Genomic DNA, 14196 nt, shown 5'->3' on the forward strand with positions numbered 1-14196 from the left:
GAACTAGCAACCAAGAAAATCGGCGATAGAGCTAGAGCTTCACAACGATCTGTCTTCATTGTTTTCAGCGGGACCGCGGTATTAATCCCCTCTTGATGCATTCTCCGAAGTTTCTGCGAGATGCCGGTTCACGGCGTCGACCTTGGCAGTCAAACCGTTGGTTACGCCCTGGCGAATATCCGCTTTGATAACCAGTGAAACACGTGGAGAGACAGCCTCTACTGCGGAAGTCGCTTTCTTAATCACCGCGAAGACCTCATCCCACTCACCTTCCAATAAGGTAAACATCGAATTTGTCTCGTTCGGCAGCCCCGATTCACGGACGACGCGCACGGCCTCAGCGACCGCTTCAGACATTTCACCAGTCTCATTTGTGGTAGTGGGTGCTACAGAAAAAGCCACAATCATATCTTCCAGGCTACCTGTTTCTGCAAAGACAACGCGCACCGCATTCTTAACGACGCTGCCAACAGCGCGCATGCCAATGACGGCGATCATCCCCTCGCCCACCGGAATCGCGCGGCCAAGCAACAATATGCGCGACCCCCGGCGGAATGTCGAGATTGCAGCCAGGGCACACATAGTATTTAACTGCGCGCACCGCCGCGATCTGCCGATATTGATACGGCCTACCGAAATCCCAACTTGGGCCTTCAGTCACTTGTGTGCCAAACAGGGAACCCCCATCAGCCGGGATACTGAACGGCCTATGTTGCGCCCGCCATGCTTTACCTGACTTCTTGCCTTTTGGGCCGCGAGGTTTCTTCGCTCCCACTTAGAACAACCGCAATTCGTTAGTTTCCAGCCCGCGCAGTTCTTGATAATCCAGCGTCACACACCGAATACCCCGGTCTCGGGCCAGGGCTTTGGCTTGTTCTTTAATTTGTTGTGCCGCAAACACTCCATGCACTGGAGCCAAGAGGCTATCCCGGTTCAACAGCTCAAGATACCGAGACAGCTGCTCAACCCCATCAATACCACCGCGACGTTTAATCTCAACAGCGACGGTTTCACCAGCCGCATTGCGCGCCAAAATATCTACCGGGCCGATACCAGTCGGATATTCTCGGCGCACGAGTGTGTAACCATCACCAAGCGTCGTAATATGTTCCGCAAGCAATTCCTGCAAATGCGCTTCCACCCCGTCTTTGACCAAACCTGGATCCTCCCCAAGATCGTGGCTCGAATCATGGAATACGCGATGCAGAGTAATGCGCAACTGCTCACCTTGGGGGTTTTCAACTACCCAAAGTTTTTCTTCAGTATCTTCCCCATCGATATCAGTAATCGGGGATTCAGCCAATGTACACGGGGAAGTCATCCAGTTCAGCGGTTTATACGCACGGTTGTCCGCATGGACCGAGACAGATCCATCCGATTTGACCATGATCAAGCGATCAGCAGCGGGCAAATGGGCATCCAACCTGCCGACATAGTCGACAGAACATCGGGCAATCACTAAACGCATGCCCACTACCCTAGCGCAGACGCTGCGGCTTGTACCTTTCTTGCCGGCTATCCGGAGCAGATTCCAGCCATGAGCAGAGTGCCATCGCCGTAGCGTTATCTACGGCTAATTCAAAGTGGTCGTCGGGTGTCGATACTTCGAGCACCTGAAGTGATGAGGACATAAAAGAACCCTCGGCATCTGTCACTGAACGTTGACGGTGGAGCGTCAATTCTTGACGTTCGAGTATTACATCTGCAGAGGGTGATAATGAACGAAGCTTGTACATATTTAGCTGCTGGCCATCACAGACTATCCGGCCATGACGCCAGCCGTGTGTACCCTTCGCAGGAAGACGCCGAGCTATGACCGCATTGCCTTTCGACCGCAGAGTGAAGAACCGCCACGCAGCCAACCCTGCGACGAAAACTAGCGCCAATAATACGCATACTGGTAAGAAGCTACCCATAATATCCTGCATTAAGCTGCCACCTTAACTAACAGAAGAGATTTCAGACCAGTTTAATGCGTGACATAGCGTTTGTGAAATGTTTTCATCGGCAAACTGCGGTACGTACGCAAAAAGGCTTTTCCCGAGTTTGGGAAAAGCCTTTCCGATTAACCGTCTGTGTTGGAGCCAGACAGCAGGATTAGATTAACTCTGCGCGACGCTGGGCACGGCGTGCGGTAATTCCGTGCGCACGGACGTATTCATCGTCGGAGGTTTCGTATTCTTCGACGGTAGAAGAATCCCACTCTTCAGATGTGATCGCCCAATCAGCCAAGACCGTGACCTTCTCCTTGGATACGGAGAGGAAACCGCCCTGTACGCCAAAGACAACACGATCGCCATTGGCACCGGTAATCGTCACAACACCGTTGTCCAACAACTGACCGAGTAGGGGCTGGTGCCCAGGCAACACGCCGAGCTCACCATCGGTGGTCTCAGCAGTGACCATGGTGGCCTGGCCGGACCAAAGCTTACGGTCGACCGCGACGAGTTCCACGGTGAATTCAGCCATGTGTGTCGCCTACTTCCTACTTCTCGTTCATCTTTTTGTATTTTGCCTCGACATCATCGAGGCCACCCAAACCATCGAAAGCCATCTCTGGATAGTGGTCAAACTCACCATCACAGATGCGTTCGAAAGCGTCGATGGTTTCTTCCAGAGGAACGGTAGAACCTGGCAAGCCGGTGAACTTCTCTGCGACGTAGAAGTTCTGTCCCAAGAAGCGCTGGATACGACGGGCCCGCTGAACGGTCACCTTGTCTTCTTCTGACAACTCATCCATACCCAAGATGGCGATGATGTCCTGCAATTCCTTGTTCTTCTGCAGGATGTTGATGACGCGCTGTGCGATCGCGTAGTGGCGCTCACCCACGATGCCAGGCTCGAGGATACGGGAGGTCGAAGACAGTGGGTTCACGGCAGGGTAAATACCCTTCGACGCAATCGAACGATCCAGCTCGGTTGTCGCGTCCAAGTGCGCGAAGGTAGTAGCTGGAGCCGGGTCGGTGTAGTCGTCGGCGGGGACGTAAACGGCCTGCAGGGAAGTAATTGACTTACCACGTGTAGAGGTAATCCGTTCCTGCAAAACACCCATCTCATCAGCCAATGTTGGCTGATAACCCACGGCGGAAGGCATACGGCCCAACAGCGTGGAAACCTCGGAACCTGCCTGAGTAAAACGGAAGATGTTGTCAATGAACAACAAAACGTCCTGGTTTTGAACGTCGCGGAAATATTCAGCCATGGTTAGACCAGACAAGGCCACGCGCATACGAACCCCTGGTGGTTCGTCCATTTGACCGAAGACAAGGGCGGTGTCTTGCAACACGCCCATCTCTTCCATTTCCAGGAACAGGTCAGTACCCTCACGTGTACGCTCGCCGACGCCGGCGAACACGGAAGTACCGGAGAAGTTACGAGCGATACGAGTGATCATTTCCTGGATAAGAACGGTCTTGCCGACGCCGGCGCCACCGAACAGACCAATTTTGCCACCCTTAACGTACGGGGTAAGGAGGTCGATAACCTTGATTCCAGTCTCCAGAATCTCGGTTTTACCCTCCAGCGCATCGAATGGTGGCGGATCGCGGTGGATTCCCCACTGTTCGCCGTCGCGGCCCAATCCTGGTTCGTCCAAACACTCACCGAGCGCATTGAAGACGTGTCCTTTGACGGCATCGCCGACGGGAACAGTAATTGGCTTACCAGTGTCGATAACCTCAGCGCCACGGACGAGACCGTCCGTAGGTGCCAACGCAATGGTCCGGATCAGGTTATCGCCGAGGTGCTGTGCAACCTCAAGCGTGATGGTCTTGGCGACTGCCTCGAGGGTGACCTCGACAGTCAGCGCGTTGTACAGAGCAGGCATCGCTCCACGCGGAAATTCCACGTCGACGACCGCACCGGTGACGCGCACGACGCGGCCGGTAGCGTTGGCGCTACCTTCCTGCGTGTTCTGCTCATCGAGAGCTGTAGTCATGATTTAGTCACTTTCTCCGCTGCCGGCAAGCGCACCAGCGCCACCGACGATCTCGTTGATTTCCTGGGTAATCTGTGCCTGACGAGCCTGGTTAGCAACGCGCGACAGGTCGTTGACCAACTCGGTCGCATTATCCGTCGCAGCTTTCATGGCTGTACGGCGCGCGGCAGACTCCGCAGCCGATGCTTCCAGAAGCATTGCGTACAGAATACGTGAGACGTACTTCGGGAGCAGGGATTCCAGTAATAATTCTGGATCCGGCTCGAATTCCATCTGAGCTTCAGTTTCGCCGTGAGTAGTCGAAAAACCTTCGTCGACGACTTCTTCCTCTTGGTAAACAGGCTCAATTGGAAGCAACTGATGAACGTTTACTTCCTGTACGAGCATAGATTCAAACGTTGTGTGAACTACGTGGACCGAATCAAAGCCGAGCAGGTCTTCACCTTCGACAACATTGACTCCGTCGCGATGTGGCGCAGTTCCTTCAGAGCTTGCTTGGAAGCCTTCGATGAGATGCTGGCGCATATCATGGGTAGCTTCCATGCTTGGGTCCTGGGAAAAACCAGTCCACTGCCCTGCGATGTCGACGCCACGGAATTGATAGAAGTCAACGCCTTTACCGCCGGCAACGTAACGCTTGACCTCATAGCCTTTTTCGTCCAAGAGTTTCTCCAACTCATTGGCACGTTTCAGCACGTTGTAGTTGTAACCACCACACATGCCGCGATCAGAAGTAATGACTAGCACTGCGGCCGTCTTTACGTGCTCGCGTGGCTTCAGCATAGGGTGTTCCAGCGTCGTTGCAGACGCCAGGCGCTCCATCACTTCTTGCATCTCCTCAGCGTATGGCTGTGCTTCTTCCACACGAGCCAAAGCTTTGTTAATGCGCGAGGTGGCAATCATTTCCTGCGCTTTGGTGATTTTCTTCGTTGAGTTAACCGACCGAATTCGGTCGCGTAATTCGCGAAGAGTAGCCATGGTTTCCTTCCCTCCCTTCTTTCCTTATCTCGAAGCAATCAGAGTTACTACTGCTAGTTACTTCTTGACGCTCTTTCGGGAGACGTTGAGCTGGTTCTTTTCCACTTCAGACTCCTCCAGAGGATCTTCGTGGTTGTCGATCACAGGCTCACCGGAGGTGGTTTGGAAACCCTTCGCGAATTCGTCGTTAGCATTGCGCAAAGCTTCCTTGGAGTCATCATCCAAAGGCTTACCGCCCTGGATTTGCTCGTATACCTGTGGAACCTCACCCTGCAAGTACTCGTGGAGTTCGGTTTCGTATCGGCGAGTGTCCTCAACCGGAACGTTGTCGAAGGCGCCTTCCGAAGCCAACCAAATCGAGACGATTTGGAATTCCACATTCTGAGGGCTGGACTCTGGCTGCTTCAACAGTTCAACCAGGCGCTGGCCGCGATCAAGCTGGGCCTTGGACGCAGCATCCAGATCCGAAGCAAAGGTGGCGAACGCTTCCAAGTCACGATATGCGGCCAGATCAAGACGAAGGTTACCTGCAACCTTCTTCATGCCCTTGGTCTGAGCAGCACCACCGACTCGGGATACCGAGATACCGACATCGATAGCTGGGCGAACGCCCTGGTTGAAGAGATCGGACTGCAAGAATACCTGGCCGTCCGTAATCGAAATGACGTTGGTCGGAATAAAGGCGCCGACGTCATTTGCCTTAGTTTCAATAACAGGCAACGCAGTCATCGAGCCTGCTCCGAGCTCATCGTTAAGCTTTGCAGCGCGCTCAAGCAAACGGGAGTGCAAGTAGAAAACGTCACCTGGGTAAGCTTCACGTCCTGGTGGACGGCGCAACAGCAACGAGATTGCGCGGTAGGCCTCAGCCTGCTTGGTCAAGTCATCGTAGATAACCAAAACGTGCTTGCCTTCATACATCCACTGCTGGCCAAGGGCAGCACCGGAGAACGGTGCCAACCACTTGAAACCAGCGGCATCAGATGCTGGTGCAGCAACGATGGTGGTGTATTCAAGAGCCCCATGCTCTTCCAACGTGCGACGAACACCGGCGATGGTGGTGCCCTTTTGGCCAATCGCAACGTAGATGCATCGCACCTGTTTGTCCGGATCACCGGACTCCCAGTTTGCCTTCTGGTTAAGGATGGTGTCGATGCACAGAGCGGTCTTACCGGTCTTACGGTCGCCAATGACCAGCTGGCGCTGGCCGCGTCCGATTGGAGTCATCGCATCAATCGCCTTGATGCCAGTCTGCATTGGTTCTTCGACCGGCTGCCGGTCAAGAACGCCAGCGGCCTGCAACTCAAGTGCGCGTTCTTTGTCAGATTTGATCTCACCCAGACCATCGATTGGTTGGCCCAGGGGATTAATCACGCGGCCAAGAAAGTCTTCGCCTACGGGGATGGAAAGTACTTCTCCGGTCCGTTTAACCTCATCACCTTCTGCCAGTGATTCGAAGTTTCCCAGAACTACGACACCGATGGAATCAGTGTCCAAGTTCTGTGCGACGCCAATAACGCCGCCCGGGAACTCCAGGAGCTCATTCGCCATAACGGACGGTAGGCCAGAGACGTTGGCAATACCGTCGGCTGCCGAAATGACCACGCCGACCTCCTCACGGGAGGCCGCCGCGGAATAGCTCGAGGTGTAGTTCGCAATCGCGCTACGGATCTCGTCGGAGGAGATCGTTAGCTCCGCCATGTTCTTCCTGCTCTCGGTTGTGTTTTCCAGCAATTATTTTATAAGGATCGTTTATTACGTCAGCACTGTCAGAAACGCTCTAACCAACGCTTAGCGCTGAACGCATACGCGCCAGCTTAGCCTTGGTCGAGCCATCGATGACTTCGTTACCAACGTGGATGCGCACGCCACCGAGGAGGCTGGGGTCAACCTCATTGTGGATGGACATCCGATGATCATAAATCGTGTGAAGTTTTTCTGCGAGGGCTTCCCGCTGTGCACCAGTCAAGCTTCCAACACTGACTACACGAGCCACCTTGTGGCCGCGCAGTTCGGCTGCCTGCTCAACGAGTGCGGCAACATCGCTAGCCGGATCTTTTTCAATCCTGCCAACCGCATGCAACACGAGCGCCTCGCTAAACATCGTGATGTTTTTACCTTCGAGGAGTCGAGCAAGCAGTGAGCGTCGTTTCGAAGCCTCAACCCGGCGATCAGACAGCAGCATGCATAGCTCGCCTTCCCGGTCCAGTACACGAGACAAAGAAAACAGCTCTTGCTCAACCTGTTCTAACTGGTTTTTGTATTCCGCTCCCCGCAATAAGATGCGACGAGCTCCCGCAACCAAACCGGTTCTTAGGTCTCGTGGGGTTGACCAAGTTAGCCCCACTGCTTTTCTCAGAACATTCAGAGCGTTGGAAGAAAGGTGTTGCGTAAAAACCTCGTCTGCCAAAGCCACTCTTTGTTCAGCAGAGGCTGCATTGTTGGCAAGCGCAACGCGTAGGGGTCGATCACCTTCGATCGCTTCAACGACCTCAAAGATCTCCAAACCGGTCTGCGAGTCAACCTCGACAGCATTCGAAGACTGAGACGAAGTCTCGTCAATAGCTGCGTAAAGTTGTTGCAATGCTTCGCGGCTCGCTGCTTTCATGCTTGCCTACTTTCTTGCGGCTGGTGCCACGTTGTCGAGTTCGGACAAGAACGAATCTACCGTTCCGGATTGCTTAGTAGCATCCGATAGTTCGGTGCCGAGCAAACGCTCAGCCAAGTTAATCGAGTTTTGTCCCAGATCTGATCGCAGATCCGCAATGACTTGTTCGCGGTTCGCAGAAAGCTGCTTGTTGCCAGCTTCAATGATGCGAGTAGCTTCTTCTTCAGCCTTTGCTTTGTGCTCGGCTTCGATTTGCTCGCCGCGCTTACGAGCATCCTCACGGATGGTCGCAGCTTCTGCACGGGCATCCGCCAGTTGTGCGTTGTATTTTTCCAACGCTGCCTTTGCTTCAGCCTGGGCGGCTTCAGCGCGGTCCATCCCGCCTTTAATCCGGTCCTCGCGCTCGTCAAGAACTTCTTGGAATTTCGGGATCACAAATTTTGCGAAGAGGAAGACGACAACTGCAAGCGGAATGATCGACCAGACGATGTCGTAGTTCGCAGGCAAAAGGAGGGAGTTCCCACTTTCGAGTGGCAATTCCTCTCCATGCTCCGCAAGCAAATAAGTGACGTTCATAGGCTCTCCAGTCTTAAAAAGTGTGGTGTTATTTCCGCGCGCTTTTTAGAACAGGAAGCCTGCAACGAGGCCGATAAGGGCAAGAGCCTCAACGAAGGCGATACCAAGGAACATGGTGGTACGAAGCTGGCCAGCCATCTCAGGCTGACGTGCCATACCTTCCACGGTCTTACCAACCAAGATACCGATACCCAGACCAGGGCCAATGGTTGCCAATCCGTAGCCGATGGCGCCCAGCTCGATGGAGGACTCAGTTGCCTGTGCCAAGATGATCTCGTTCATGTGAAAGTCAATCCCTTTCGTGGTTCTCGGTAAGGTTTACCGAGAGTGTAGTTGCTGTGGGGTTATGTAATTAGCCGCGTGGTTCGCGAGTTTGTCAGTGTGCGTCTGCGTGCAAAGACAATTCGATGTACACCGCAGTCAGCAAGGCGAAAATGTAAGCCTGCAAGAAGATGATAATCACTTCGTACAGGGTAAACAGGACCGCTGCCAATACCGTCACACCGGATAGTGCTGTCCAGCCATTGAGCTGCCAGAAGAAGAAGTTAGTGGCGCTAAACAGCAAGACCAAAATAATGTGACCGGCAAGGAAGTTTGCCATCAGACGCAGTGCCAGCGTGATCGGACGCAGGATGAACGTCGAGAAGAATTCGATCGGCACGACCAGAACGTGCAGTAATGGTGGCAGATTAGGAATCACCACCGAAGACTTCACGAATTTGCCGAACCCATAGCGCTTTGCACCGGCATAAATCATGGTGATATAAGCCAGTAGCGCAAGAGCGATCGGCATTCCGATACGTGCATTTGCCGAAATGTTCAGGCCCGGAATGATCGTCGAAACATTCATGAACAAAACTGAGAAGAAGATTGCCGCGAGAATCGGCAGGAACCTTCTACCTTCCTTTTTGCCCAAAATGTCTTCGGCAATGTGGATCCGAACAAAATCCAGCGCGTACTCCATGACGTTCTGCAAACCTGAAGGAACCAGCTTGGGGCTCCTAAAGGCGACGAGGAAGACCACCAGCATGATCGCCAGCATTAGCAAGCGAACAAGCATCAAGCGGTCTAGCGCGAACCAACCACCCAAGAAATCATCAAGGATGATGTGGCCATAGTATTGCCCCGGGAAAAATTCTGGGTCCAGTTCAGGCGAGTGGAACTCACCTCGAAAGGCCATAGTTGTAACGCTCAGCGTTCTCTCCCGTGTTCGGGCCGCATGAATAACTCATACGGTGCGATGGACGTCTTCAAACTCGCTGCCGTTACCACGGACTCCGTCGCACATCAGCGCGGCAACAGCAGGGGAAACAGCGCAGCATTTCAGTCACACCCTTACAGTTACCTGTGAAAGGCGCACCACTATTGCGGTTACCCGTGCAGTATATTATCAGCGTAATCCGATTCTGTCGCCTTGTGGGGGTAACTTTTTCTATTAATAAGCTGACCTGCACAAATTCGCAGTTATTTTTCGCAAAAGTCTCTCACTTTTCATGCAATTAAAGTCACAGAGTTGCGGCAGTGTTTGCCTTTGCCGGGGCCACTTTATCCAACAAAAGTAACTTTGGATGTAACGATGGCCCAGACTTCCGTACCTAAAGTAAGGATGAGCACTACAACGACCGTCACGAATAATGAAACAGTGTGGTAGAAGTCCAAATCTCGGATTGCAAACAGAACCAACACCAACAGCGTAATTTTTAGTAACCAACTCCCAAGCACAACGGCCATCGTTGTGGACGGTGTGGTATTTGCAGTGAGCAATACGCTCACAGCAGTAAACAGCACGAAACTTCCCCCGATACCCGCGCCAAGAAGCACCCCCGATAATCCCGGCAGTCCCGCAATTGCACCCCAAAGCACGAGTGAAGCGATTGTCGCGATGATCAGTGCGCGAATTCCCAACCGCAACCCTCGTTTGAGGGGCAAACTATGATCCTCGTAGGGTGATAACCCCTGAGCGTGATCGTGATTCTTCGCGCCATCAGGACCATCGCCCGTGTTATATCCCTTATTTTTCGCTAGATTCATTAAATCTTTCCTGCCCCTATATCGTGGAAACTCTTTTACCTTTATTCACGGCTTCCGCCTCCCCATTTAACAGATCGCAATTGCTTCAGCACAGTACTAACTATGTATGAAGCACGCTTGACCGTATTAAATAGGTGACTGATTGGACACAAATTTGAGTGCTCGATCGTTGCGACCAAGTTTTCCAGCCTTTAACGGAATCATCGTCACAAGACCTGCTATCAGAAGCGCAAACACCGTCCCAGCCAGCGCTATCCAGGCTGGAACGACAGAAAAACTCACTGCACCAAATGCGACTACAGCAACCCAAAGGTACAACACCAAAACTGTTCGTCGGTGCGTGTGCCCGAGCGATAGCAATCTGTGATGAATATGCTGCTTATCCGCCGCCATCGGCGATTGCCCACGAGCTACCCGGCGCACCACAGCGAGAATAAGGTCCAATACCGGCACAAAAACCGCTGCCAACACAACAATGAATGGAGAAACCAGCGCCACCACATCTGCTGCACCGTATAAGGACATATTAATCTTGCCGCTCGCTGAGGTCGCCGCCGCCGCCAACAATGTACCAATCAGCATTGAGCCGGAATCACCCATAAATATCCTTGAAGGCTCAAAGTTATGAGGCAAAAATCCCGCACAGATACCGACCAAACCCGAGGCGATGATCGCTGGTGGATATGCCGAAACTGCTCCCCCTTGGTCATATAACACTGTCAGGGAAAACACTAAGATCGCGCCTCCCGCAATCATTCCCAAACCAGCTGCTAAGCCATCCAAACCATCTACAAAATTTATGGCATTAATGAGCATCACGGTGAACAACACGGTCAAGATTAGAGACTGGACTTGATCGAGTACGACCGTGGTTCCGTCCCCAATCGGCAGAAAAAGCAGCGTCCAGGTTAATCCCAACAGGCTCATCAAACAGGCTGCAACAATTTGTCCCACCAACTTGAGCACCGCAGTTAGCTCAAATAAATCATCCAACACGCCAACGATGACAATGGCAAAAGCCGACCACAATACCGCCGTCATTTCCGGGGTCACTGGCATAAAACCGCGGTTCAACGCGGGTAACTGCATTGCGAGAGCAACCGCGAGCAAAAAGCCGCTGAACATAGCAACCCCACCAAGCCGGGGAGTTGGCTGAGTGTGCACATCACGCGCGCGGATTTCCGCTATGCGTCCGGAACGCACCATTACACTGCGAACCAGGCCAGTGATCAGAAACGTCACGGCTGCTGCAACCAAAAGCACCAGTCCGAGTTCCCGTATCGGGATTCCCGCCGCTCCCATCAGTTTTTCTCTTTATGCAGTGCCTCCGGCGAAAGCCCAAGCACTTCTGCAATTCGGTCCGTACTAATTGCACCCTCACGCAAAACCACCGGGTGCGACCCCGACAGATCAACGATGGTAGAGGCTTGCCCCACAGGACTATCACCATCATCCAAGTAGACAGCGACATTGCGCCCAAGTTGCTTTTCCGCCTCAAACACCGATTTCGGTGGCTTCTGTCCAGAAATATTTGCCGAAGAAACCGCCATTGGGCCAACTTCCTGCAGGAGCGATATAGCCACGGGGTGCAACGGCATGCGCAACATAACCGTTCCACGCGTATCGCCCAGATCCCAAGGCAGCGAAGGAGCCTGCGGGACGATAAGAGACAGTCCACCTGGCCAAAATGCTTCAATCAGGGTTTTGGTTTGTTCAGGGAATTCTCGGACCAGGCCCTGGACCGTCGCCCACGAACCAACGAGCACGGCTATTGGCATGTCTCGCCCCCGTTGTTTCGCCTCGAGTAACCGAGCGACAGCATCATTGTCAAAAGCATTACACCCTAGGCCGTATAGAGTGTCAGTCGGCATAACCACCAACTCGCCAGCACGTGCTGCCTCTACTGCTGCGCTTATTCCGGCGTTGCGTTGATTACTGTCATCGCAGGAATATGTTGTGCTCATTGCGCCTTTGCCTTTCTCATACCTCACGTGATCGCTGTCGACTTCTCCGTGCCCACACGGGCCGGTCATGGCTACTCGAGATCGCTATATAGATGTCCCTCGGAGCCGCAGCCAATACGTGCTTAGTCTACGCGCTAAGATTTTACGCGTTTGGCAGCAGTCACAAACCGCTTCCTGCCGGTCAAATCAGCTAACGGGGTAACGGCACAAAAATCTGCTTCTGCTTTAAACACCTGGAGTGATTGTTCTGAAGTTGCATCATCATGTTCGAAACCTACTAAACCGCCAGGTCTTAATAAGCGCGCACATTGCACAGCGAGCCCATTAATAACATCCATCCCGCTCTCGCCGGCGAAGACGGCATCATCAGGATCCGCATACACCTCAGCATCTAACGTGTCATCGCGCGGAACATACGGAGGATTGCACACTATGAGATCCACCTGCCCCGCAATGTCGGCTAGCAGCGTCGGATCGAGTACATCTCCGTCGACTAACTCATAGTTGAGGCCACAATGTTGCTGCAAGTTGTACAGGTTTTTTTCCGCCCATCGCATGGCTCGTGAAGAATATTCCACGCCAATGACCCGGGCGGCGCTGAACTCGTGCGCAATATAAGCGGCAAGAGCGCCAGTCCCGGTGCACAGATCTAACACCACCGGGTGCTCGGAAGTAATGTCGCCGACAAGCTTGTCGACGGCCCATTGCGCAAGCACTTCCGTTTCTGGCCGTGGAATGAAAACGCCTGGCCCGACGAGCATATCCAGCGGTCCAAAGGGAGCAGATCCGATAATGTGTTGCAGCGGCTCACGACGTTCTCGCCGCTCAATTGCCGAAGCTAAACCTTTGGGAGCAGGTTCGCGCAAATGAAGAAATACTTCAGCGGACCCTACAGCAAGATAGTGTCCCGCAAGTAAACGAGCCTCACCTGCGGCGTTTGCAATACCGGCAGCAGAGAAACGACGAATGGCTGAATGCAGCACCGCGTGTAGCGGTGGCTGCTTATCCGGCACCGGAAACTCCACGCGTTACTTCGCCTCTAAGCGCTCAGCACGTTCTTGATCCTGTAAAGCCTTGATCAAATCGTGCATATCGCCATTGAGGACGCTATCCAAGTTACTGGCTTTGTATCCGATGCGGTGATCCGCAATCCGGTTTTCCGGCCAGTTATAGGTCCGAATTCGTTCTGAACGGTCCATCGACCGCACCTGCGAAGCTCTTTGTTCACCCGCTTCTTCGTCTGCTTTTTCCCGCTCAATCTGATCCAACCGCGCCTGCAGCACCTGCATGGCCCGTGCTTTGTTTTGGATCTGTGAACGCTCCTGCTGGCAGGTCACCACCAGCCCGGTCGGCAAGTGCGTGATACGAACTGCGGAGTCCGTGGTGTTGACTCCTTGTCCACCTTTGCCTGAAGAACGGTAGACGTCGATACGCAAGTCTTTTTCGTTGATGTCGACCGATTCCACTTCTTCCGGCTCCGGGTAGACCAGAACACCAGCCGCGGAAGTCTGGATGCGCCCCTGGGATTCGGTTACCGGCACGCGCTGTACACGGTGCACTCCGCCCTCATACTTGAAAAATGCCCAAGCGCCATCACGACCAGGGTTTTTCGCACGGAAAGAAATCGTCATATCTTTAACGCCACCGAGATCAGATTCATTCAGCGCAAGTACGTTCCAGGCAAAACCGGCCTTATCGGCGAAACGCTCGTACATGCGGGCAAGGTCAGCGGCGAACAATGCGGCCTCTTCCCCACCTGCACCAGCCTTGATCTCCATAATGATATCTTCAGAATCTTGCGGATCCCGCGGTGCTAACAGGTCAGCAAGCTTTTCCTGCAACTGTTCTACTCGTACCGCAAGTTCATCAGCTTCCGATTGAAAATCATGATCCTCGTAAGCCATCTCCCGCGCAGCTTCTAGATCTTCTTTCGCTGCGGTCAGCTCTTCATAGGTGAGCATGATAGGCCGCAATTCGGCATAGCGTTTCGAGAGCTTACCGAATTGTGCCTGGTCACCGGCAATTGACGGATCTGACATCTGGGCTTCAATGCCACGATATTCAGAAACGACATCGTCGACAAGTGATACCTCATTAGCCATTAA

The 14196-nt window shown here is 53.3% G+C and carries 17 protein-coding genes; all 17 read right to left on the minus strand.

What is annotated here, in order from left to right; all coding sequences use genetic code 11:
- Window positions 1-81 precede the first annotated feature (81 nt).
- Window positions 82-408, minus strand: coding sequence for an MTH1187 family thiamine-binding protein (locus A5774_RS04410; protein ID WP_024272796.1), 327 nt, complete (start codon window positions 406-408; stop codon window positions 82-84).
- 46 nt (window positions 409-454) lie between these two features.
- On the minus strand, window positions 455-697 hold the full coding sequence (locus A5774_RS11665; protein WP_081703801.1) for a hypothetical protein: 243 nt from the start codon (window positions 695-697) through the stop codon (window positions 455-457).
- Window positions 698-775: 78 nt separating this feature from the next.
- Window positions 776-1468, minus strand: a complete 693-nt coding sequence (gene nucS / locus A5774_RS04415) for an endonuclease NucS (protein ID WP_023019631.1) — start codon at window positions 1466-1468, stop codon at window positions 776-778.
- Between the two features lie 10 nt (window positions 1469-1478).
- On the minus strand, window positions 1479-1928 hold the full coding sequence (locus A5774_RS04420; RefSeq protein ID WP_021353106.1) for a DUF2550 domain-containing protein: 450 nt from the start codon (window positions 1926-1928) through the stop codon (window positions 1479-1481).
- Window positions 1929-2097: 169 nt separating this feature from the next.
- Window positions 2098-2469, minus strand: a complete 372-nt coding sequence (locus A5774_RS04425) for a F0F1 ATP synthase subunit epsilon (protein WP_021353105.1) — start codon at window positions 2467-2469, stop codon at window positions 2098-2100.
- Window positions 2470-2485: 16 nt separating this feature from the next.
- The gene (atpD, locus tag A5774_RS04430; RefSeq protein WP_021353104.1) at window positions 2486-3937 is read right to left on the minus strand and encodes a F0F1 ATP synthase subunit beta; all 1452 of its coding nucleotides are present in this window, start codon (window positions 3935-3937) and stop codon (window positions 2486-2488) included.
- 3 nt (window positions 3938-3940) lie between these two features.
- Complete coding sequence (locus A5774_RS04435) at window positions 3941-4915, minus strand: F0F1 ATP synthase subunit gamma (RefSeq protein WP_021353103.1); 975 nt, start codon at window positions 4913-4915, stop codon at window positions 3941-3943.
- Between the two features lie 57 nt (window positions 4916-4972).
- Entirely contained in the window at window positions 4973-6646 is a 1674-nt protein-coding gene (gene atpA / locus A5774_RS04440) for a F0F1 ATP synthase subunit alpha (RefSeq protein WP_024272794.1), read from the minus strand.
- A gap of 46 nt (window positions 6647-6692) precedes the next feature.
- Complete coding sequence (locus tag A5774_RS04445; protein ID WP_064833544.1) at window positions 6693-7520, minus strand: F0F1 ATP synthase subunit delta; 828 nt, start codon at window positions 7518-7520, stop codon at window positions 6693-6695.
- 6 nt (window positions 7521-7526) lie between these two features.
- Window positions 7527-8096: a F0F1 ATP synthase subunit B gene (locus A5774_RS04450; RefSeq protein WP_021353100.1), complete on the minus strand. Its 570-nt coding sequence runs from the start codon at window positions 8094-8096 to the stop codon at window positions 7527-7529.
- 45 nt (window positions 8097-8141) lie between these two features.
- On the minus strand, window positions 8142-8378 hold the full coding sequence (locus A5774_RS04455) for an ATP synthase F0 subunit C (protein WP_018120014.1): 237 nt from the start codon (window positions 8376-8378) through the stop codon (window positions 8142-8144).
- 94 nt (window positions 8379-8472) lie between these two features.
- Window positions 8473-9276, minus strand: a complete 804-nt coding sequence (gene atpB / locus A5774_RS04460) for a F0F1 ATP synthase subunit A (RefSeq protein WP_021353099.1) — start codon at window positions 9274-9276, stop codon at window positions 8473-8475.
- A 365-nt stretch (window positions 9277-9641) separates the two neighbouring features.
- Complete coding sequence (locus tag A5774_RS04465) at window positions 9642-10127, minus strand: hypothetical protein (RefSeq protein WP_027017750.1); 486 nt, start codon at window positions 10125-10127, stop codon at window positions 9642-9644.
- Between the two features lie 126 nt (window positions 10128-10253).
- Complete coding sequence (locus tag A5774_RS04470; protein ID WP_021353097.1) at window positions 10254-11429, minus strand: glycosyltransferase family 4 protein; 1176 nt, start codon at window positions 11427-11429, stop codon at window positions 10254-10256.
- Window positions 11429-12091 (minus strand): L-threonylcarbamoyladenylate synthase, encoded by a 663-nt coding sequence (locus A5774_RS04475; RefSeq protein WP_027017749.1) that lies wholly within the window; start codon window positions 12089-12091, stop codon window positions 11429-11431. Before A5774_RS04475 ends, A5774_RS04470 begins: the two co-directional genes overlap by 1 nt.
- 134 nt (window positions 12092-12225) lie before the next feature.
- Window positions 12226-13116, minus strand: a complete 891-nt coding sequence (prmC, locus tag A5774_RS04480) for a peptide chain release factor N(5)-glutamine methyltransferase (RefSeq protein ID WP_021353095.1) — start codon at window positions 13114-13116, stop codon at window positions 12226-12228.
- 3 nt (window positions 13117-13119) lie between these two features.
- The gene (gene prfA, locus A5774_RS04485) at window positions 13120-14193 is read right to left on the minus strand and encodes a peptide chain release factor 1 (protein WP_021353094.1); all 1074 of its coding nucleotides are present in this window, start codon (window positions 14191-14193) and stop codon (window positions 13120-13122) included.
- Window positions 14194-14196 lie beyond the last annotated feature (3 nt).

This window comes from Corynebacterium sp. EPI-003-04-2554_SCH2473622 (assembly GCF_001665955.1).
Taxonomy (GTDB): Bacteria; Actinomycetota; Actinomycetes; order Mycobacteriales; family Mycobacteriaceae; genus Corynebacterium; species Corynebacterium pseudodiphtheriticum.